The sequence below is a fragment of the Fontimonas sp. FW305-C-3 genome (assembly GCF_058783185.1).
The window spans coordinates 914,764-931,731 of sequence record NZ_JBYSYK010000002.1 but is presented as its reverse complement, the minus strand read 5'-3'; the positions used below and the strand labels follow the sequence as shown (position 1 = coordinate 931,731).

The 16,968-nt window shown below is 66.1% G+C and carries 17 protein-coding genes and 1 pseudogene; 6 read left to right on the top strand and 12 right to left on the bottom strand.

Going from position 1 to position 16,968, the window contains the following annotated elements; translation table 11 throughout:
• Nucleotides 1-377: 377 nt before the first annotated feature.
• Nucleotides 378-578 carry a hypothetical protein gene (locus AC3WUF_RS10645; RefSeq protein WP_492425257.1) on the top strand — a complete coding sequence of 67 codons (201 nt, stop codon included), beginning with the start codon at nucleotides 378-380 and terminating at the stop codon, nucleotides 576-578.
• A gap of 90 nt (nucleotides 579-668) precedes the next feature.
• Here AC3WUF_RS10645 and AC3WUF_RS10640 read toward each other — a convergent pair whose 3' ends face one another.
• Both AC3WUF_RS10640 and AC3WUF_RS10635 read right to left on the bottom strand, forming a co-directional pair.
• The gene (locus AC3WUF_RS10640) at nucleotides 669-1,670 is read right to left on the bottom strand and encodes a LysR family transcriptional regulator (protein WP_492425255.1); all 1,002 of its coding nucleotides are present in this window, start codon (nucleotides 1,668-1,670) and stop codon (nucleotides 669-671) included.
• Between the two features lie 108 nt (nucleotides 1,671-1,778).
• Nucleotides 1,779-2,201 carry an acyl-CoA thioesterase gene (locus AC3WUF_RS10635; protein WP_492425253.1) on the bottom strand — a complete coding sequence of 141 codons (423 nt, stop codon included), beginning with the start codon at nucleotides 2,199-2,201 and terminating at the stop codon, nucleotides 1,779-1,781.
• A 72-nt stretch (nucleotides 2,202-2,273) separates the two neighbouring features.
• On the opposite strand from AC3WUF_RS10635, the gene AC3WUF_RS10630 reads away from it, so the two are divergent.
• Genes AC3WUF_RS10630 through AC3WUF_RS10620 form a run of 3 tightly spaced genes read left to right on the top strand, consistent with a single transcriptional unit; the run spans nucleotide 2,274 to nucleotide 5,624 of the window.
• A complete protein-coding gene (locus AC3WUF_RS10630; RefSeq protein ID WP_492425251.1) occupies nucleotides 2,274-3,350 on the top strand; it encodes a MarR family winged helix-turn-helix transcriptional regulator in 1,077 nt (358 codons plus the stop codon).
• On the top strand, nucleotides 3,350-4,147 hold the full coding sequence (locus AC3WUF_RS10625; protein WP_492425249.1) for a sterol desaturase family protein: 798 nt from the start codon (nucleotides 3,350-3,352) through the stop codon (nucleotides 4,145-4,147). The genes AC3WUF_RS10630 and AC3WUF_RS10625 overlap by 1 nt, the downstream gene beginning before the upstream one ends.
• Before the next feature lie 46 nt (nucleotides 4,148-4,193).
• Entirely contained in the window at nucleotides 4,194-5,624 is a 1,431-nt protein-coding gene (locus AC3WUF_RS10620; RefSeq protein ID WP_492425247.1) for a cytochrome P450, read from the top strand.
• Between the two features lie 147 nt (nucleotides 5,625-5,771).
• Here the strand turns inward: AC3WUF_RS10620 and AC3WUF_RS10615 are convergent, their stop codons facing one another.
• From AC3WUF_RS10615 to AC3WUF_RS10605, 3 genes are read right to left on the bottom strand one after another with little or no spacing between them, the layout of a single operon-like run.
• Nucleotides 5,772-6,467, bottom strand: a complete 696-nt coding sequence (locus AC3WUF_RS10615; RefSeq protein ID WP_492425245.1) for an MBL fold metallo-hydrolase — start codon at nucleotides 6,465-6,467, stop codon at nucleotides 5,772-5,774.
• A gap of 16 nt (nucleotides 6,468-6,483) precedes the next feature.
• Nucleotides 6,484-7,275, bottom strand: coding sequence for a sulfite exporter TauE/SafE family protein (locus tag AC3WUF_RS10610; protein ID WP_492425243.1), 792 nt, complete (start codon nucleotides 7,273-7,275; stop codon nucleotides 6,484-6,486).
• Between the two features lie 8 nt (nucleotides 7,276-7,283).
• A complete protein-coding gene (locus tag AC3WUF_RS10605; RefSeq protein ID WP_492425241.1) occupies nucleotides 7,284-7,556 on the bottom strand; it encodes a metal-sensing transcriptional repressor in 273 nt (90 codons plus the stop codon).
• Between the two features lie 90 nt (nucleotides 7,557-7,646).
• On the opposite strand from AC3WUF_RS10605, the gene AC3WUF_RS10600 reads away from it, so the two are divergent.
• The gene (locus AC3WUF_RS10600; protein WP_492425239.1) at nucleotides 7,647-8,057 is read left to right on the top strand and encodes a YeeE/YedE family protein; all 411 of its coding nucleotides are present in this window, start codon (nucleotides 7,647-7,649) and stop codon (nucleotides 8,055-8,057) included.
• Entirely contained in the window at nucleotides 8,054-8,473 is a 420-nt protein-coding gene (locus AC3WUF_RS10595) for a DUF6691 family protein (RefSeq protein WP_492425237.1), read from the top strand. The genes AC3WUF_RS10600 and AC3WUF_RS10595 overlap by 4 nt, the downstream gene beginning before the upstream one ends.
• A gap of 128 nt (nucleotides 8,474-8,601) precedes the next feature.
• On the opposite strand, the gene AC3WUF_RS10590 is transcribed toward AC3WUF_RS10595, so the two are convergent.
• The 7 genes and pseudogenes from AC3WUF_RS10590 to AC3WUF_RS10560 all read right to left on the bottom strand — a co-directional run bounded on the left by AC3WUF_RS10590 (nucleotide 8,602) and on the right by AC3WUF_RS10560 (nucleotide 16,930).
• Entirely contained in the window at nucleotides 8,602-10,545 is a 1,944-nt protein-coding gene (locus AC3WUF_RS10590; protein WP_492425235.1) for a family 2A encapsulin nanocompartment cargo protein cysteine desulfurase, read from the bottom strand.
• The gene (locus AC3WUF_RS10585; protein ID WP_492425233.1) at nucleotides 10,520-11,446 is read right to left on the bottom strand and encodes a family 2A encapsulin nanocompartment shell protein; all 927 of its coding nucleotides are present in this window, start codon (nucleotides 11,444-11,446) and stop codon (nucleotides 10,520-10,522) included. The genes AC3WUF_RS10590 and AC3WUF_RS10585 overlap by 26 nt, the downstream gene beginning before the upstream one ends.
• 128 nt (nucleotides 11,447-11,574) lie before the next feature.
• Entirely contained in the window at nucleotides 11,575-11,787 is a 213-nt protein-coding gene (locus tag AC3WUF_RS10580; RefSeq protein WP_492425231.1) for a helix-turn-helix domain-containing protein, read from the bottom strand.
• A gap of 5 nt (nucleotides 11,788-11,792) precedes the next feature.
• Nucleotides 11,793-12,727, bottom strand: a pseudogene (gene epsC / locus AC3WUF_RS10575) (serine O-acetyltransferase EpsC).
• A 12-nt stretch (nucleotides 12,728-12,739) separates the two neighbouring features.
• On the bottom strand, nucleotides 12,740-13,159 hold the full coding sequence (locus tag AC3WUF_RS10570) for a rhodanese-like domain-containing protein (RefSeq protein ID WP_492425619.1): 420 nt from the start codon (nucleotides 13,157-13,159) through the stop codon (nucleotides 12,740-12,742).
• 195 nt (nucleotides 13,160-13,354) lie between these two features.
• Nucleotides 13,355-15,826 (bottom strand): TonB-dependent receptor, encoded by a 2,472-nt coding sequence (locus AC3WUF_RS10565; protein WP_492425229.1) that lies wholly within the window; start codon nucleotides 15,824-15,826, stop codon nucleotides 13,355-13,357.
• Nucleotides 15,827-15,949: 123 nt separating this feature from the next.
• Nucleotides 15,950-16,930, bottom strand: a complete 981-nt coding sequence (locus AC3WUF_RS10560) for a hypothetical protein (RefSeq protein ID WP_492425227.1) — start codon at nucleotides 16,928-16,930, stop codon at nucleotides 15,950-15,952.
• Nucleotides 16,931-16,968 lie beyond the last annotated feature (38 nt).

Genomic DNA, 16,968 nt, shown 5'->3' with positions numbered 1-16,968 from the left:
CGATGCGGACCGCGGGCACTTGTCACCGCTGTCAGGACGATCTGTCCGGGTGGCGTGCCATAACGATCAGGTGTTCTCAGAATACCATCGGCGCGCCGGAAATGATCAACATTGATGATCTCGATTCGTTGCAAAAACGGGGATCAGCGCGTGCCGGAACGGGGATGGAGGAACAGTGGCGACATCGCCGCGGGGCGCAATGACCGCCGGTTTCCGGCTCGCCCTGGCAGTAATCTCAAGCCGTACAAGGACTTGATCGAAAGCGCATTTAGTTTTTCTAAACGCCGCTGTGAGTTAATGTCAATTGCTGCACCGCAACAAGAGGCCTAATCTTCCTACACCCCTCAAATCGCGCGAGAAATCGCCGGGTGTAGAACATGATCGGAACCATCATTGCTGGTAGCGCTGCAGTCTTCCTGGCCTCGACGGCCGCCCTGGACATCGTCGACGGCATTGTCGATCGCCGCCGTCAGATGACGCTCAAGCCGCAGTCCGCCGCGCCGGCTGTCCAGACCCAGACGCAGATCCAGGCCGCCCAGAATTGGGAAGCCCCGGAAACCCTGCTCAAGGCTGCCTGAACCTCTCAACCTCGCGTCGGCTCCGGCCGACGCGGACTTGGCACGATTATCGCTGCCAAAGCACTGTCTCCTCCAGATTCCGCACGGAATCTATTCAGGCCGCGGACTCCGCGGCCTTTTCTTTGCCCGTCCGGTTTTCGCCGGTGCCGCAATGCGATCGTTGGCGGCGGCTTCTTCAAGCAGCCACTGACGGAAGGCGATGACCTCCGGCCGCTGGCTCGACGCTGACGCGGTCACCGTGTAATACGAGCGATCCAGCGTGATCTCGATCGGGAAGGCGACCACCACGTCGCCGCGTTCCAGCTCATTCTTTGCGAACAGCGGCGTCGCCAGCGTCACGCCGAGGCCGTCGGTTGCGGCATCGAGCGCCAGCGTCGGGTGATCGAACTGCAGGCCGCGGCGCGGATCGACATTCGTCACGCCGGCCTTGCGCAGCCACAGGCTCCAGGCCGAGCGCGCGCGATCGTTGATGTGCATGTCGCCGTGCAGCAGCGAGTGGTGCGCCAGATCGGCCGGTTCTCTCAGCGGCCAGGGCTCGCTCTCAAGCAGGCGCGGATGGCACATCGGCACGATGCCGACGTTGAACAGCAGGTCGACGTGATCGCCGTCGGGGCGGCCGTTGCTGAAGCGGATCTCGATGTCCGGCTCCACGCCCGCGCTGGCGCCGGCCGGATTGCCGCCGGCATTGAGCACGTTGCCACTCGCCAGCACGCGCACGTCGATGCCCTGGTTGGCCGCGAGGAAACTGTGCAGGCGCGGCATCATCCAGCGCGAGGCGAAGGTCGGCGTCGTCTTGACGGTCAGATGCGGCGTGCTGCCGTAGTTGCGCAGCTCGCCGACGCTGCGCGCGATCAGCTCGAATGCCCGTTGCAGCACCGGCAGCGAGGCCACGGTGGCCGGCGTCAGCTCGATGCCGCCGGGCAGGCGCTTGAACAATTCCACGCCCAGCTGTTCTTCCAGTGCCTTGATCTGGTGCGTCACCGCCGCCGGCGTCACGAACAGTTCGTCCGCCGCCTTGCGGAAGCTGCGATGCCGGGCGACCGCTTCGAAGGCGCGCAGCGCGTTGAGCGGGGGAAGTCGGGTGTTGGACACAGGTATGAGGGCAGGGGCGGGCGGGAGCCGCGTTCGCAGCGGTGGATTCTAGCAACCGCCGATGTCAGGGAATGCCGCTTCCTGCCGCAACGATGATGCCAGTTCGCCTCAGCCGATCCGGGCGCGCTCCAGCAGCGGTCGCCAGGCGTCGGGCAATGCGGTTGCACCGCCGGCATTGCGGGCAACCTGCACGACCTCGGCGTAGACCGCGATCCGGCCGTTCTGGCGGATCACCTCGCCGATCCGGTACGAACTGCGGCCGATCTCCAGTACGCCGACCGAAATCTCGACCGGTGCCGGATGGAACAGATCGCCGGCGAACTCGACGTTCAGCGCAGCGACGACCAGCGCGCTCGGTGCGGCGCCCATCAGGTCGATTGAGTGAATGAAACGGTTGCGCCCTTCCTGCAGCAGATCGGCGACCGCGACGTTGTTGACGTGGCCGACCTTGTCCATGTCGGAGAAGCGGGTACCGATATCGATGCGGCAGGGGAAGGTGCCGCGATCCAGGCGTGCGCGATCGATTCTCATGGGGCTGCTCCGGCGTGATGGAGTGGTAAACAGTTAATTTATATTTCGACAAGTCTAGTTTACTATATGCGCATGAAGACGCTGACCGTCCTGCGCCGCGCCGACCATCCGCATGCTGCCAACCGCAGCCTGCTGGCGCGCCTGATGGCGGTGACGCACTTCGCGCAGATGCAGTCGATGGAACGTCTTGCGCAGGGCAGCCGCTACGGCAAGCTGAGCCTGACCTATGCCGACTACATCATCCTGCTCGCCGAGCGCGATCGTTCTCCCGGCGAGCTCGCCGAACAGCTCGGCATCAGCAAGCAGGCCTGCAGCAAGACCCTGCACGAACTGGCCGCGCTGGGGCTGACCCGGCGCCGCGTCAATCCGCAGGACAGCCGCTCCAGCATGTTGTCGCTGTCGGCCAAGGGCGTGCAGCTGCTGGGCGACGGCGTGCGCGCAACCAATGCGATCCAGCAGCAGATGGCCGATGCGATCGGTGCCCAGCGGCTGAGCGCCTTGCTCGACATCCTCGAGCGGCTGTGCGGCGCGCTCGATGTCGAACTGCCGGTTCGCTACACGCTCGTCGAGGACAGTGTCGAGGCCAAAGCCGGCAGCCGCCCGACGCGCCTGTCGGTGCTGCTGCCAAGGCTGAGCACCCTGTTCCGCCAGCGGCTGTCGGCGGCGGTCAGACGCAAGGGCTATACCGATCTGCGGCCGGGCATCGGCCAGATGCTCGGCATGATCAACGACGAGGGCCGCCGTCTGCAGTACATCGCGAGCCTGCTCGGCGTCAGCAAGCAGGCAGTCGCGGCAACGGCGGCGGAACTCGAGCAGCTGGGTTACGCGCTGCGCCGCGAAGATCCGGAGGACCGCCGTCAGGTCATCGTCAGCCTGTCGCCGCGCGGTCGCAGGCTGTTGCGCGAAGTCGCCGCCGGTGTCGACGAGGTACAGGCGGAAATCCGCGCCGCGCTCGGCGCCGCCGACTACGCATTGCTCGACGAGGCGATGACGAGCTTTTACGTCGAGATCACCGAGCACTACGACAGCGCCGGCGCGCTGCGCCATCGCATCCAGCAACTTTCCAGCCAGCTCGTCGATGAGCTGGGCACGACCGGCGCCCGCGCGCTGGCCCAGCAATTGATGAGCATGACCAGAGGCAAGCCATAGTGGACCTGCAACACTTTTTCTCCGAGACCTACCAGTGGAAGCTCTCGCTGATCATCATGGTCGTCAGTCTCGGCCTGCCGCCGCTGCTGGCGCCATTGCTGCGGCTGATTCCGGTCTTCAAGGCGACCGGCGAACTCAACAAGGCGGCTGCCATCGAGCGGCAGAAGCGCAGCTTCTACATGCCGATCCAGAATCGCAGCAAGCTGTGGGGCTTGAGCGCGTACCTGGTGATCTTCATCGGCGTGCTGCCATTCGTTGTCGGCGCCGAGGCGCAGCCGTGGTGGCATTTTCCGCGCGACGTCTTCGTCATCCTGATGGTCTATGACTTCTTCTATTACCTGACGCATCGCTTCCTGTTTCACGACGGCGGCTATGGCCCCGGCCCGCTGATGTGGGTGCATGCCATCCACCACCAGAACCGCAATCCCTGCCGGATGGACTCCAATCATCTGCATCCGCTCGAGACCGCGATCGGCGTCAGCCTCTACGGCGGCACCGTCGGCCTCGTCGGCTGGCTGATGGGCGATTTCCACTTCGCGACGATCATCATCACGACGATCGCGTTTTCCGAGATCAACCTGCACAACCATGACCTGATGGAAGTCGAGGATCGCTTCCCGTATCGCTATCTGCGCTACGCGGCGTACATGCATCACGTCCACCATTCGCGCTTCACCGCCGGCAACTTCGCGACGATCTCGCTGTTCTACGACTGGCTGTTAGGCACCTACGACAGCGGCCAGGGTTGGAAGCGGCCGCGGCCGGCGGCACCCGCCACGCAGCCTTCGAACGGCTGACGCGGTATTGGGCGCCCAGCGGTAGAAATCGGCCAGAATGCACCGCATGAACAGCATTCCCGCCACGCTGCGGCGTCTCGACCAGATTGAAAGCCCGCCGGGCCTGCCGCTGCTCGGCAACGCCCTGCAGATCGACCCGCCGCGCATGCATCTGCAGATGGAGCGCTGGGCGCAACGCTACGGCCGCTTCTTCAGCCTGCGCATCGGCGGCCAGCGTCTGCTGGCGATCAACGACACTGGCCTATCGCAGCAAATCCTGCGCGAGCGCCCGGATCGCTTCCGGCGCCTGCGGACGCTGGAGCCGATCGCCCGCGAGCTCGGCATGGACGGCCTGTTCTCCGCCGAGGGCGAGCGCTGGAAGGCACAGCGCCGCCTGTGGCTGGCGACACTCAACGCGCACCAGATCCGTTCCTTCCACGACCAGCTGATGCTGACGACGCGGCGGCTGATGCAGCGTTGGCAACGCGCGGCGGACAGCGGCGAGGCGGTCGACATTGCCGCCGACCTGATGCGCTATACGGTCGACGTGACGATCCACTTCGCGCTCGGCCATGAAGCCAACACGCTGGAGAAGGACGACGACGTGATCCAGCGCCATCTGGATCGCATCTTCCCGGCGCTCAACCGTCGCCTGTTCGGCATCGTGCCGTACTGGCGCTGGTTCAAGCTGCCGCAGGATCGCGCCCTGGATCGCTCGTTAGCCGCGCTGCGCGCGGAAGTCGGCCAGCTGATCGACGGCGCGCGCAGGCGCCTGCGCGAACAGCCGGCACTGCGCGATGCGCCGACCTGCTTTCTCGAAGCCTTCCTCGCCGCCAACGAGCGCGATGGCGCCGCGATCAGCGATGCGGATGTCTTCGCCAACGCGATCACCGTACTGCTCGGCGGCGAAGACACGACGGCCAACACGATGGCCTGGCTCATCCACGCCTGCTGCGACCGGCCGGATGTCTACACAGCGCTGCGTGCCGAAGCCGATGCCTTGCTCGACGATCCGGCCGCGGCGGATCCGGCCATCCCGCGCGCCGACCGCTTTCCGCACTGGCTGCCGGCGACCGACGCGGCGATCAACGAGACGCTGCGCATCTATCCGGTGGCGCCGGCGATCTATCTCGAGACCATCGCCGATACCGTCATCGAGGACATCGAGGTGCCGGCGGGGACGCCGGTGACATTGCTGCTGCGCGCCGCGGCCGGAAGTTCACCGCACTCCGAGCCGGCGCCGCGCTTCGATCCGGTGGCTGACGCCGCGCGCAGCGACGCCGGCCCCGGTCGTGCCGCGACGATGCCCTTCGGTTACGGGCCGCGCATGTGCCCGGGCCGCAACCTCGCGCTCGCCGAGCTGCGCAGCGCGACGCTGATGCTGGCGCGCAACTTCGACGTCGAAGCCGTGCCGCAGGCGCAGCCGGTTGCGGAGAAGCTGAGCTTCACGCTGGTGCCGGAGAATCTGCGGGTGAGGTTCAAGCGGCGGGTTCGCTAGGGTTCGCTGCGGTCTCTCGATACACCCGCTTCGCGGGCACTCGAGACGAACGGGGTTTGTAGCGTCCGCAGAAATCAATGCACTCCGTTCGTCTCGAGTGCCGCGCGCCTGCGCGCGGTGTATCGAGAGACCGCAACGGACCCTCGATCAATCCCGCCCACACGCCAGATTCGCCGCCACCGCGATATCCATCAGCGCCGGATTCGGCAGCTTCAGGTTGTCCATGATCTGCACGTACTCGGCGCGCGACTTGCCGGCGAGGCGCGGGTTGTGGCGTTTCTCCTCGCCGATCGACGACGCGGTCCAGCCCTTGTAGTCATGCGCCGGATAGACGAGCACTTCGTCCGGCAGCACGAACAGCCGCTGCGTGATCGAGTCCCAAGACGCACCGGCATCGCCGTTCTGGAAGTCGGTGCGGCCACTGCCGCGGATCAGCAGCACGTCGCCGGTGAAGACCGCTTGCGGCGATTGCGGCTGCAGCACGAAGCTGAAGGATTCGTCGGTGTGGCCCGGCGTGTAGAGCGCCTGCAGCTGCAGGCCATCGACGTTGACGCGTTCCTCGTCGTGCAGGTATTGCGACACGCATTCGGCCTTCGTGTGCTCGCCCATCAGCGTGATGCAGGCGGTCGCATCGCGTAGCGCGCCGAGTCCGGTGATGTGGTCGGCGTGGGTATGGGTGTCGATCGCGCGCACCAGTTTCAGGTCCAGCTGCTCGATCGCGCTCAGGTACTGCGCGACCTGCTCGCGCACCGGGTCGATGATCAGGGCTTCGCGCCCCACGCCTGAGGCGAGCAGGTAGGTGTAGGTGCTCGACGTCGCGTCGAAGAACTGTCGGAACAGCATCAGGAGAACTCCATGTTCAGCTCAGCGCGCGCTCGGCCATCGAGGCGGCGCAGATCAACAGCGTGACGGCGAAGCCGGCCTGCAGCGCGGTGCCGCTCAGGCGCGGTGCCAGCAGGCGGCCGCCGCCCATGCCGAGCACCGCACCGGCGACGAAGGGCAGGGCGAGCAGCCAGGGCAGCGCGGCATCGTGGGCGACGTGCGTGGCGATCGCTGCCGCCGTCGTCAGCGCCACGGTCATCAGTGACGTCGCGATCGCGGCGTGCATGCTCAGCGGTGTGATCGAACGCAGTACGGGGACGATCAGGAATCCACCGCCGACGCCGAGCAGGCCGGTCAGCACGCCGTTGAGCGCGCCGACCGCGCTGAACAGCGCAATCGTCCGCGGTGTCCAGATCAGGCGCCCGGTTGCGGGGTCGAGCGTGCACAGCGGATCGGTCGCCAACTGGGGTGGGGTTTGCGTGCTGCGCAGGCGCAGCAGCATGCGGACGGCGACCATGACCAGGACGACGCTGAAGCTCAGCACCAGACTGTCGTTGCTGAGACGGTCGGCGGCACCGACGCCGATCCAGCTGGTTGCGGTGGCGGCGGCCGCCATCAGCAAGGCCGCGCGATAGCGGACCGTGCGCACGTCCCAGCCGATCACCGTACCGATCGCCGCGGCGACGCAGGCGGCGAGCAGCGCGACCGGCGCGGCCTGCTGCAGTGTGAGATCGAGCGCGAAGATCAGCAGCGGTACGGCAATCACCGAACCGCCGGCGCCGGTCAGTCCCAGCATCAATCCGACCAGCACGCCGAGCGCGATGGCCATGCTGCCGCTCAGGCGTAGCGCGACAGCAGCGCGGTGACCTTGCCGAGGCTGGCCTTGGCCTTGGCGCTGAGTACGCCGGCGCCAGCGAGTTCGCGCTTGGTGACGCAGGCCATCAAGTCGAAGAACGCGCGGTCCATGGCCTTGCGGACGGCGGCGAACTGCTGCACGACACGTTCGCAATCGTCCTCCTGTTCGATCATGGCCTGGATCGCGCGCATCTGACCTTCGGCGCGACGCAGGCGGTTGAGTATGAGCTGCTTGTCCTTTTCCCAGTCGGCCATGCTGTCGATCCTCGGTGCCGGTCGTCCTGCAGCGGGCAACATACCATAGGGGGTATAGTATGTGGATAGCGCGGATCACCGGAGCGGAACATGCTGCAAGCGGCAGTGGGCGGTGCGTTGATAGGACTGGCGGCAGTGCTGCTGTACGCGACCCTGGGCCGCATCGCCGGCATCAGCGGCATCACCTACGGCGCAGTCTCGGGCCAGGAGGGCAGCTGGCGCTGGCCGTTTCTGATCGGCCTGATCGCGGCCGGCTGGCTCGCTGCGGCAATCGGCAGACCACTGGCGCCTGCGCCGGAGTTCGCCGGCACGAGCGGGATCCTTGTGCTTCTGCTCGGTGCGGTTCTGGTCGGTGTGGGCACCAAGCTCGGCAACGGCTGCACCAGCGGCCATGGCGTCTGCGGTCTGTCGCGGCTGTCGGCGCGCTCGCTGGTCTCGGTGCTGGTATTCATGGCGCTCGGCATCGTCAGCGCGACGTTCATCCGCGGAGCACTGCTGTGAGCCCCGCAGCGCGTGGCGCCGTCGCCGGCTTCTGCGGCCTGCTGTTCGGTGTCGGCCTCGTGCTCTCCGGCATGGCTTCGCCGCAGAAGGTGCTGGCCTTCCTGACCTTTGCTCCGGGTTGGGATCCAACGCTGATGGTCGTGATGGCGAGTGCACTCGCGATCAGCCTGCCGGGCTTCTGGTGGGTGCGCCGCCGCGGCTGTCCGCTGTTCGATACGCAGCTTGCGGAACCGCCGTCGCGGCGCATCGATGCGCCACTGATCATCGGCGCCGTGCTGTTCGGTCTGGGCTGGGGCCTCGTCGGTTACTGCCCGGGCCCGGCCGTCGTGGCCGCTGGCGTGGGCCAATGGCCGGCGCTGCTGTTTGTCGCGGTGATGCTGCTGTCGGCGACGGTGGTCGGGCGTCTCAGGCGATAACTGAATAACTACCCGTCATTCCCGCGAAAGCGGGAATCCAGGGAACTCACCGCTGCGCTCTCAGCCCTGGATTCCCGCCTTCGCGGGAATGACGGTGATTCCCTATCTGAGTTTTCTGCGCAAATCCTCTAGCTGCGTCGCGTCGTCGCCAGCTTGCGCAAGGTCTCCGTCAACAGATCGATCTCGCCGCGCGTGTTGTAGAACGCGAGGCTCGGTCGCACCGTCGCCTCGAGACCGAAGCGGCGCAGGATCGGTTGCGCGCAATGGTGTCCCGAACGCACCGCGATGCCTTCTTCGCTGAGCGCCTGGCCGACTTCCTGCGTCGTGAAACCATGCAGCACGAAGCTCATGACGCTGGTCTTGTCGGCGGCAGTGCCGATCAGGCGCAGGCCCGGCACGGTCAGCAGGCATTGCGTGCCGTACTCGAGCAGCTCGTGCTCGTAGCGCGCGATGTTGGCGAGGCCGATGCGCTCGACGTACTCGAGTGCGGCGCCGAGGCCGACCGCGTCGGCGATGTTGCCGGTGCCGGCTTCGAAGCGCGCCGGCGGGCCGTGGTAGACGGTTTTCTCGAAGGTCACGTCCTCGATCATGTTGCCGCCACCCTGGTAGGGCGGCGTGTGTTCGAGGATGTCGCGCTTGCCGTAGACCACACCAATACCGGTGGGGCCGAAGATCTTGTGACCGGAGAACACGAAGAAATCGGCGTCGAGCGCCTGCACATTGACGGCGATATGCGAGACCGACTGTGCGCCGTCGACCAGCACCTTCGCGCCGGCGCGATGGCCGAGATCGATGATCTCCTTGACCGGCACGACGGTGCCGAGCGCGTTGGAGACCTGCGTCACCGCGACGATCCTGGTGCGGCTGTTCAGCAGCTTCTGGTACTCGTCGAGGCGAACCTGGCCGCGATCGTCGACTGGAATCACCCGCAGCTTCGCGCCCTTCTCGGCGGCGAGCATCTGCCAGGGCACGATGTTGGCGTGGTGTTCGAGATGCGAGATGACGATCTCGTCGCCCTCACCGATGTTCTGCTTGCCCCAGCTCTGCGCGACGAGGTTGATCGCCTCGGTCGTGCCGCGGACGAAGATGATCTCTTCGGGCGACGACGCGCCGATGAAGCGGGCGACGATCTTGCGCGCGTTCTCGTAGGCATCGGTCGCGCGCGCGGCGAGTTCGTGCGCGGCGCGATGGATGTTGGAGTTCTCGTGCGCGTAGAAGTGGGCAAGCCGGTCGATGACTGCCTGCGGTTTCTGCGTGGTCGCCGCGTTGTCGAGCCAGACCAGCGGTTTGCCGCCGCTGACGCGCTCGGACAGGATCGGAAAGTCGCGCCGCACCGCATTGACGTCGAACGCGCCGCGGCCCGCAGGGATCTGCGGAATCTTGTCGGCCCGCTGTGGCGCAGAGGAGCCGCCGAAATCGGCAAAGTAGAAGTCCGATGCCGACGGCGTGGCGCCAGCGGCGCTGCGCGGCGCTTCCGCGCTGGGCAGGCTCGGCGCAGACAGCGCAAACGGCAAGCCGCCGCTCGGTGGTGCCGCCGGCGCGTGGCCCGGCGCAGCCGAGACCGGTGCTGTGTTGAGGAAGTAATACGGACTCGCGTTACGCACCGCCGCCGTGTCGGTCGCGACCGGCACCGACGGGCCTGCTGGTGCTGCAGCGGCCGGCCCTTCCAGCACGCCGGCCGCAGGCCCGCCGCCCTTGGGCAGCGCCGGCACGACCGTGCTCTGGAAGCCACCAAGATCGGACACCGTCTGCGCCTGCGTCGGCAGCACGCGTGGCGTGATCACCGACGGCGGTGCCAGCACTTCGGTCACCGCCGGACCGCTGACCTTGAACGGCGGCGTCATCGGCAGCGACGTTGCATTGGGCAGGAAGTTGGCGTTGCCGAGCGTCGGCAAGCCGCCGGCCGACGGCGGCGCGCCGAAGGCGACCGGCGTGCTCGGTGCAGCCGGGGCCTGCGCGGCGCCGGGCGGCGCACTGAACAGTGCGCTCGCCAGCGCGCTCAGCGCGGCGTCGTCCGGCAGGCCGGATGCCTGACCTGGCACCTGACTACTTGTAGGTGTCGGGGTAGTCATGGAACTTGCTCACTTCGACGTCTTCGAGCACGGCCAGTGCATCCGGCGTCAGCACCGCCAGCGAGCAATACAGCGAAACGAGGTATGAGGCGATCGCATGATCGTCGATGCCCATCAGGCGCACCGACAGGCCCGGGCTCTGTTCGCCGGGCAGGCCCGGCTGGAACAGGCCGACGATGCCCTGGCGCTTGTCGCCGACGCGCAGCAGCAGGATCTTGGTCTTGCCGTCGGCAACCGGCACCTTGTCCGAAGGGATCAACGGAATGCCGCGCCAGGTCAGGAATTGCGAGCCGAACAGGCTCACGGTCGGCGGCGGTACGCCGCGGCGCGTGCATTCGCGGCCAAAGGCGGCAATCGCCAGCGGGTGGGTCAGGAAGAACGCCGGCTCCTTCCAGACCTTGGTCAGCAGCTCGTCCATGTCGTCCGGCGTCGGTGCGCCGGTCAGCGGGTAGACGCGCTGTTCCTCGGCGACGCTGGACAGCAGGCCGTAGTCCGGATTGTTGATCAGCTCGCTTTCCTGGCGCTCCTTGATCGTCTCGATGATCAGGCGCAGCTGTTCCTTGATCTGGTCGTAAGGACTCGAATGCAGATCGGAAACACGGGTATGGATGTTGAGCTTGGTCGCGACCTGGCGCAGCCAGTACTCGCGCGGCTGCTCTTCGTAATCGACATAGGAATTCGGCAGCTGGCCGCCGTCGGTCACCGAGCAGGCGGTGCGGATGTCGGCCGGATTGCGGACCTGATTGACGCGAAACACACCGGCCTCGACCGGCAGCCACTGCAGCAGATGGGTCAGCCAGCGCGGCGTGATGATCGGCAGCTGCGCCGGGGTCTTGGTCGTGTTGGCAAGTTTGTGAGCAGCAACATCGCCCAGGGTTGGCAGGGGCAGGGTGTCGGCCATGTGACGCTCCGGTCAGGTCATGCGGGAATAAGCTAATTCTGAAACGGTCTAGATCGCCGATCTACGGGACATCGCCCGCAGCGCGCGGCAGTCCCGTAAATCCCGCAACCTTGGTGCCAGTTTCAGACTTACTGTCGTTCGGACAGTTGAATCAGTTGTGACAGCTTCATGTTCAGCGCCGTCGCGAGTTTTTCGAGTGTTGCCAGCGTCGGGCTCACCGTGCCGCGCTCGATCTCGCCGACATAGCTGCGATCCAGGCCGGACAACTCCGCGAGGCGTTCCTGCGACCAGCCGAGCGCCTGGCGCGTCGAGCGCACGGTGGCGCCCAGGGCATTGGTCACCGCGTTCACCTCGGAGTGCCCGGGTCGATGTCGGTCTGCGAGCGCGCCTGGGTGATCTGGCTGCCGGGCGGTACGCTGCGCGTGAGCCAGACATTGCCGCCGATCGTCGAGCCCTTGCCGATCGTGATTCTTCCAAGCAGGGTCGCGCCGGCATAGATCACGACGTCGTCCTCGACCAGCGGATGACGCGGCTGGCCCTTCGTCAGTGCGCCGTCGGTATCGGTTTCGAAACGCTTCGCGCCAGCGTCACCGCTTGGTAAATGCGCACACGATCGCCGATCACCGCGGTTTCGCCGATGACGACGCCAGTGCCGTGGTCGATGAAGAACGCGCGGCCGATCGTCGCGCCCGGATGGATGTCGATGCCGGTTTCCGAATGGGCGATCTCGGCGACGATGCGCGCCAGCAGCGGCAGCTCGAGCCGGTACAGCGCATGCGCGATGCGGTGGTGGATCAGCGCATGCGCGCCGGGATAGCACAGCAGGACTTCATCGACGCTGTGCGCCGCCGGATCGCCGACATAGGCGGCCTCGACGTCTTCGTCGAGCAGCGCGCGCAGCGCAGGGATCTGATTGGCAAACGCCGCGATGCGTCGGCGCGCTTCGAGGCGCAGCTCGGCGGACTGGCGCGACTGATCGTCGGTCGCGCGGCTGGCCAGTTCCAGTCGCGCCTCTTCGGCGAGCGCATGAAAGGCGCGTTCCAGCGCGTGGCCGACGTAGAAGTCCTCGCCTTCGCGATGCAGGTCGGAAGGACCGAGGCGCAGCGGAAACAACGCGCCCCGCAGCAGCTTGATGGCCTCGGCGATGCGCTCGACGGACGGAAACTCGCGATCGCCCGCATCGCGCTCGCGGCTGCGCCGGTGACGCCAGCGCTCACGCGTCTGCTTGAGTTCGCCGACGATCCGCCCCAGATCCCAGCTGTCTTCGCTGCCAGCCCCCATGGATGCCTGCGATCAGTCCTGTTGCCAGGGCAGGCCGTGATGGCGCCAGCCGTTGCTGTGGCCGCGCTGGCCGTGCGCATCGAGATCGCCTTCGAAGCCTTCGAGGATGTTGGCGACCTGGCTGAAGCCAGCCTTGATCGCCGCGTCCATCGCCAGTGCCGAGCGCTTGCCGCTGCGGCACAGCAGCAGCACCGGCTTGTCCTTCGCGACCTTGGCTTCCAGCTCGCGGGTGAAGCGCGGATTGCGGTTCATCGCGGTGCCGGTGGCCCAGGGCACATGCAGGCTGCCGGGGACCTGGCCGACAAACGCGCGCTCTTCGGCGGTGCGGACGTCGACCAGCGTGACTTCACCGCTGCGGATCAGCGCCCAGGCTTCGGGCGGCGTCAGGCCTTCGCCGTGCGGCAGCGACCGGGCAATGCCCTCTGCGGGCACTGCAGTCCACTCATGCTGGTCCGGCTGATACGGGGCAACGGCGTCGTAAGACACGGGTCTCTCCTCTGCATCCTGATGGGCTTGCACCTGTCGATGACCGGGCATGAGGCAACTCTAGGTCAGGCCGTTATTATTAAAAAGTAATTTGTAGTGACATTTATATTCCATTATCGAATATAAAATCAGATCCCAAAATCAGATCCCGTAATCCCAGTTGACCCGCAAGCCCACGGTGACCGGCGGCGCCAGCGTGTCCTCGCGGCCGAAGTCGGTGTGGAACTGCGCAAGGCGATAGCGTTCGTCGATCAGGTTCTCGCCGAACACCGTCACCCGCAGGTTCCAGGGCGCATGCAGGTAGCTGATGCGACCGTTGACGATGCGATAGCTGTCCTCGAAGGAGTTCGCCGAGTTCTGCGCCAGGTAGTAGAAGCCGGAGTTGTAGTAGTAGTCGACGCCGATCTCGAAGGAGCCGGTCGACACATCGATGGTCTGGCTCAAGGTCGCGCTGCCGCTGAACTTCGGCGTGCGCACGACGCGGTTGCCGGTGAAGTCGCCATTGCTGTACGACAGGCCGGTGTTTTCGTTGTAGCCGCTGCCGCCGACGTAATCGGTGTAGATCGCATCGAGCCAGGAACCACCGACGGTCAGCAGCAGGCCCGGGTTCCAGTTCGGCAGCGGAATCGCGGTCGTATCGAACTCGATGCCGCGGATGCGCGCTTCGCCGGCATTCTCGAAATTGATCGCGCCACCGGTGGTCAGCGACACGAAGCCGGTCTGCAGGTCCTTGATCTCGCTTTCGAAGGCGGCGACGTTGAAGCGCAGCGAGCGCTCGAACAGGTCCGACTTGAAGCCGACTTCGTAAGACGTGACCTCTTCCGGTTTGACGTAGTCCGGCGGCAGATAGATGTTGATGATGTTGTACGTCGCGCTCTTGAAGCCCTGCGCGTACGACGCATAGAGCATCAGGTTGTCGAGCGGCTTGATGTCGACGACGACGCGCGGCGAGAAATTGGTGACGGTGGATTCGCGCGGCGTCCAGGAGATCAGCGAGCGGTCGATGCCCTGGATTGCGACGTCCGAGCGGATCAGGTTGCGGGTTTCTTCCTGATAGCGGCCGCCGGCGGTGACATTCAGCCAGTCGGTGACGTTGGCGGTGGCCTGCAGATAGCCGGAGTAGGACTCGGCGCCGATCAGGCCGGTGAAGTTGAAGCGCAGCTGCGTCGGGATCGGCAGCGGGTTGAGGATATTGCGCAGCAGCGGCGGCAGGACATCGATGACCGGCTGCAGGTTGACGACGCTGTCGGCCAGCGACAGATAGCCCGGGTCGTAACCACCCTCGCTGCGCAGGTAGTAGGCGCCGGCCACCCATTGCAGCCAGCTGCTGCCGATCGTGCCGTCGTTCGACGTGAACTGCAGCTCCGCGGTGTCGACCGTCTGGTAATCGCTCTCGGCGCCGTAGGTCGCGATCGGCCGCGCCGAGCCGTCGTAGTCGTAGACGTAATCGTAGGCGTCGATGTCGTAGTGGCTGCCGAGGAGCTTGATGTCCAGCCAGGGCAGCGTCCACGTGGCGTCGCCGTACCAGGCCTGGGTATCGGTCGTCAGCGACGGCGTCGAGTCGGCGGTGACGATGTACTCGCGGGTTTCCTCGGGAATCGTCAGCAGTCTGCCGAGATTGCTCGGCGCGGTGTTCACTGATGTTGTCGTCGACGTACCGCTGTAGCGTGCCATCAGGCCGGTCAGCACGATGCGGAAATTGTCAGCCGGGTTGATCGCCAGGCGCACGCGGCCGCCCTTGCCGATTTCCTGCGGCAGTTCCTTGTCGCCGTTGTCGAGCTTGTAGTAGTTGTCCTCTCGGTTGTAGAAACCGGAGAAGCTGACCGCGAGGGCGTCGCCGAGCGGCAGGCTGACGTGAGCGCGCGACTTCAGGTCGTCGAAGCGCGCATAGCTGGCCTGCACCGAGATCTCCGGCTCAGGGCCGGGTGCGCGCGTGAAGATGCTGATCGCGCCGCCGGTGGAGTTGCGGCCGAACAGCGTGCCCTGCGGTCCACGTAGAACCTCGATGCGCTCCAGCGCGCCGAAGGACTGCACCATGTTGTGTGCCGACGGAAAGTACACACCGTCGAGATAGGTTGCGATGCTCGGATCGGCGGCCGGAATGAAGGCATCCGTGCCGACGCCGCGCAGATAGATCAGGTTGTAGCCCGCCAGGTCGGTGAACTGCAGGCCGGGCACCGCGGTGCCCAGATCCTTGACGCTGGTGATGCCGCGTGCGTCGAGCTGGAAGTTGGTGAACGCGGAAATCGCGATCGGCACTTCCTGCAGGGACTGTTCGCGCTTCTGCGCGGTGACGATGATTTCCTCGAGCGCGGTCGGCGGTGCCGGCGTCGCGGCCGGCAGCGGCGTCCCTTCAGCACGCAGCGGTTCGACCTCGATGTTGTCCAGCGCCGGCGTTGTGGCCGGGGCTTCTGCCGATGGCTGGGCCTCCGTGTCCACCGCCGCTTCCGCGGTGGTCGCTTCCGGTGCCGCTTCCGCAGGGGCCTGCGTTTCGACAGGCGCAAACAGCTCCGGCTCAGGCTGTTGCGCGCCGACGGCACTGGCCGTTGCCAGCAGAATCAACGCCGCGCCGTGGGCCGTAGGGATGGAGAAGCGAGGAGGGCGAGTGGCCATGATCGGTCAAAGTTTGGGGGACGGAGATACGCAGGCTTGCGGCGCTGCGATGTTACTGGCGCGGAGCTTAGCGTCCCCGCGCCAGAACAAGGTTTCCGTTTGCTTTTTGTACTGAGCTAATTCCTAGCTGCCGAGCAGGGCGTTGCGGATTTCCGCGGCGGTGATTTCCTGCTGGGACTGGTCGATCTCCAGCGTGGCGCCGCCATCCGGACGGAAGTTGAAGATGGCGGTACGGTCGCCCGAGACGATGCGCAGCACGCCGGAGGCCGGATGGTCGCCGCTGGCGTCGAAGGCGATCGGTTCGACGGTGGCGACGCTCGCCAGGCCCGAGCCTTCGCCCGGCAGTTCGTAGGCGTAGTTGCCGGCGTAGCTGAGCGCTTCGTTCTGCTGCACGGTGAACGGCGTACCGGTTTCGCCGATGTCGACGTTGAAGAACTGGCCGTCTTCACGCTTGAAGCGGTACTTCAGCAGGCCGCGCGCATCGAGCGTGCCGCCCGACGGCCAGCTCACCTCGGACAGGCCCTGCAGCTGCAGGCTTTCCGAAGCCAGCACCGCGCCGCCGCTGGAACGCCGCTCGCGCGATTCGCTGTAGGCCGCCTGGTCGGTGCCGTGGCGCTGGAAGCTCACGCTCTGATCCGCCGACAGGCCCTGTTCGGTGACGCCGTTGAGCGTCAGCTTCTCGGTCGCGCCGTTCGCGGTCGGCCAGCTGGTCACCGCATTGGCATGCGTGACGATGCCGCGGTCGACGCCGGGCTGCGCGCCCTGCAGCAGCTGGAAGCTGTGCTGGCCGCTGCTGCCACCGACGGCAGCGCGTTCGCCATGGCCGAAATTCCAGGCCAGCGGCTGCGCGCGCTTCTTCGCCGACCCGAGGTTGATGTTGCCGCCGGCGACTTGGCTGGCGACGAGGCTGGAGACCCGCAACTGGCGCAGCGCGTCTTCCTTGCTGCTCAGTGAAACGGCGGAGCGGGCGACCGGCGCGATCGTGCCGCCGCTGCCGTTGCCGCCCGGCGACGGATTGCCGCCGGTGACTTCCGAGCTCTGGCCGCAGGCCGCAAGCAGCACCGCAAAACTCACCGAGACCACTCCAAGGATGTTGTTCTTCACTGCTCTGTTCCTCAATCTGTCGACCACGATGGGTGGCC

What these genes read in the sequence shown, in the direction of transcription:
- AC3WUF_RS10645 (WP_492425257.1), top strand. Translation starts at nt 378, where the DNA reads ATGATCGGAACCATCATTGCTGGTAGCGCTGCAGTCTTCCTGGCCTCG.
- AC3WUF_RS10635 (WP_492425253.1), bottom strand. Translation starts at nt 2,201, where the DNA reads ATGAGAATCGATCGCGCACGCCTGGATCGCGGCACCTTCCCCTGCCGC.
- AC3WUF_RS10630 (WP_492425251.1), top strand. Translation starts at nt 2,274, where the DNA reads ATGAAGACGCTGACCGTCCTGCGCCGCGCCGACCATCCGCATGCTGCC.
- AC3WUF_RS10620 (WP_492425247.1), top strand. Translation starts at nt 4,194, where the DNA reads ATGAACAGCATTCCCGCCACGCTGCGGCGTCTCGACCAGATTGAAAGC.
- AC3WUF_RS10615 (WP_492425245.1), bottom strand. Translation starts at nt 6,467, where the DNA reads ATGCTGTTCCGACAGTTCTTCGACGCGACGTCGAGCACCTACACCTAC.
- AC3WUF_RS10610 (WP_492425243.1), bottom strand. Translation starts at nt 7,275, where the DNA reads ATGGCCATCGCGCTCGGCGTGCTGGTCGGATTGATGCTGGGACTGACC.
- AC3WUF_RS10605 (WP_492425241.1), bottom strand. Translation starts at nt 7,556, where the DNA reads ATGGCCGACTGGGAAAAGGACAAGCAGCTCATACTCAACCGCCTGCGT.
- AC3WUF_RS10600 (WP_492425239.1), top strand. Translation starts at nt 7,647, where the DNA reads ATGCTGCAAGCGGCAGTGGGCGGTGCGTTGATAGGACTGGCGGCAGTG.
- AC3WUF_RS10590 (WP_492425235.1), bottom strand. Translation starts at nt 10,545, where the DNA reads ATGACTACCCCGACACCTACAAGTAGTCAGGTGCCAGGTCAGGCATCC.
- AC3WUF_RS10585 (WP_492425233.1), bottom strand. Translation starts at nt 11,446, where the DNA reads ATGGCCGACACCCTGCCCCTGCCAACCCTGGGCGATGTTGCTGCTCAC.
- AC3WUF_RS10565 (WP_492425229.1), bottom strand. Translation starts at nt 15,826, where the DNA reads ATGGCCACTCGCCCTCCTCGCTTCTCCATCCCTACGGCCCACGGCGCG.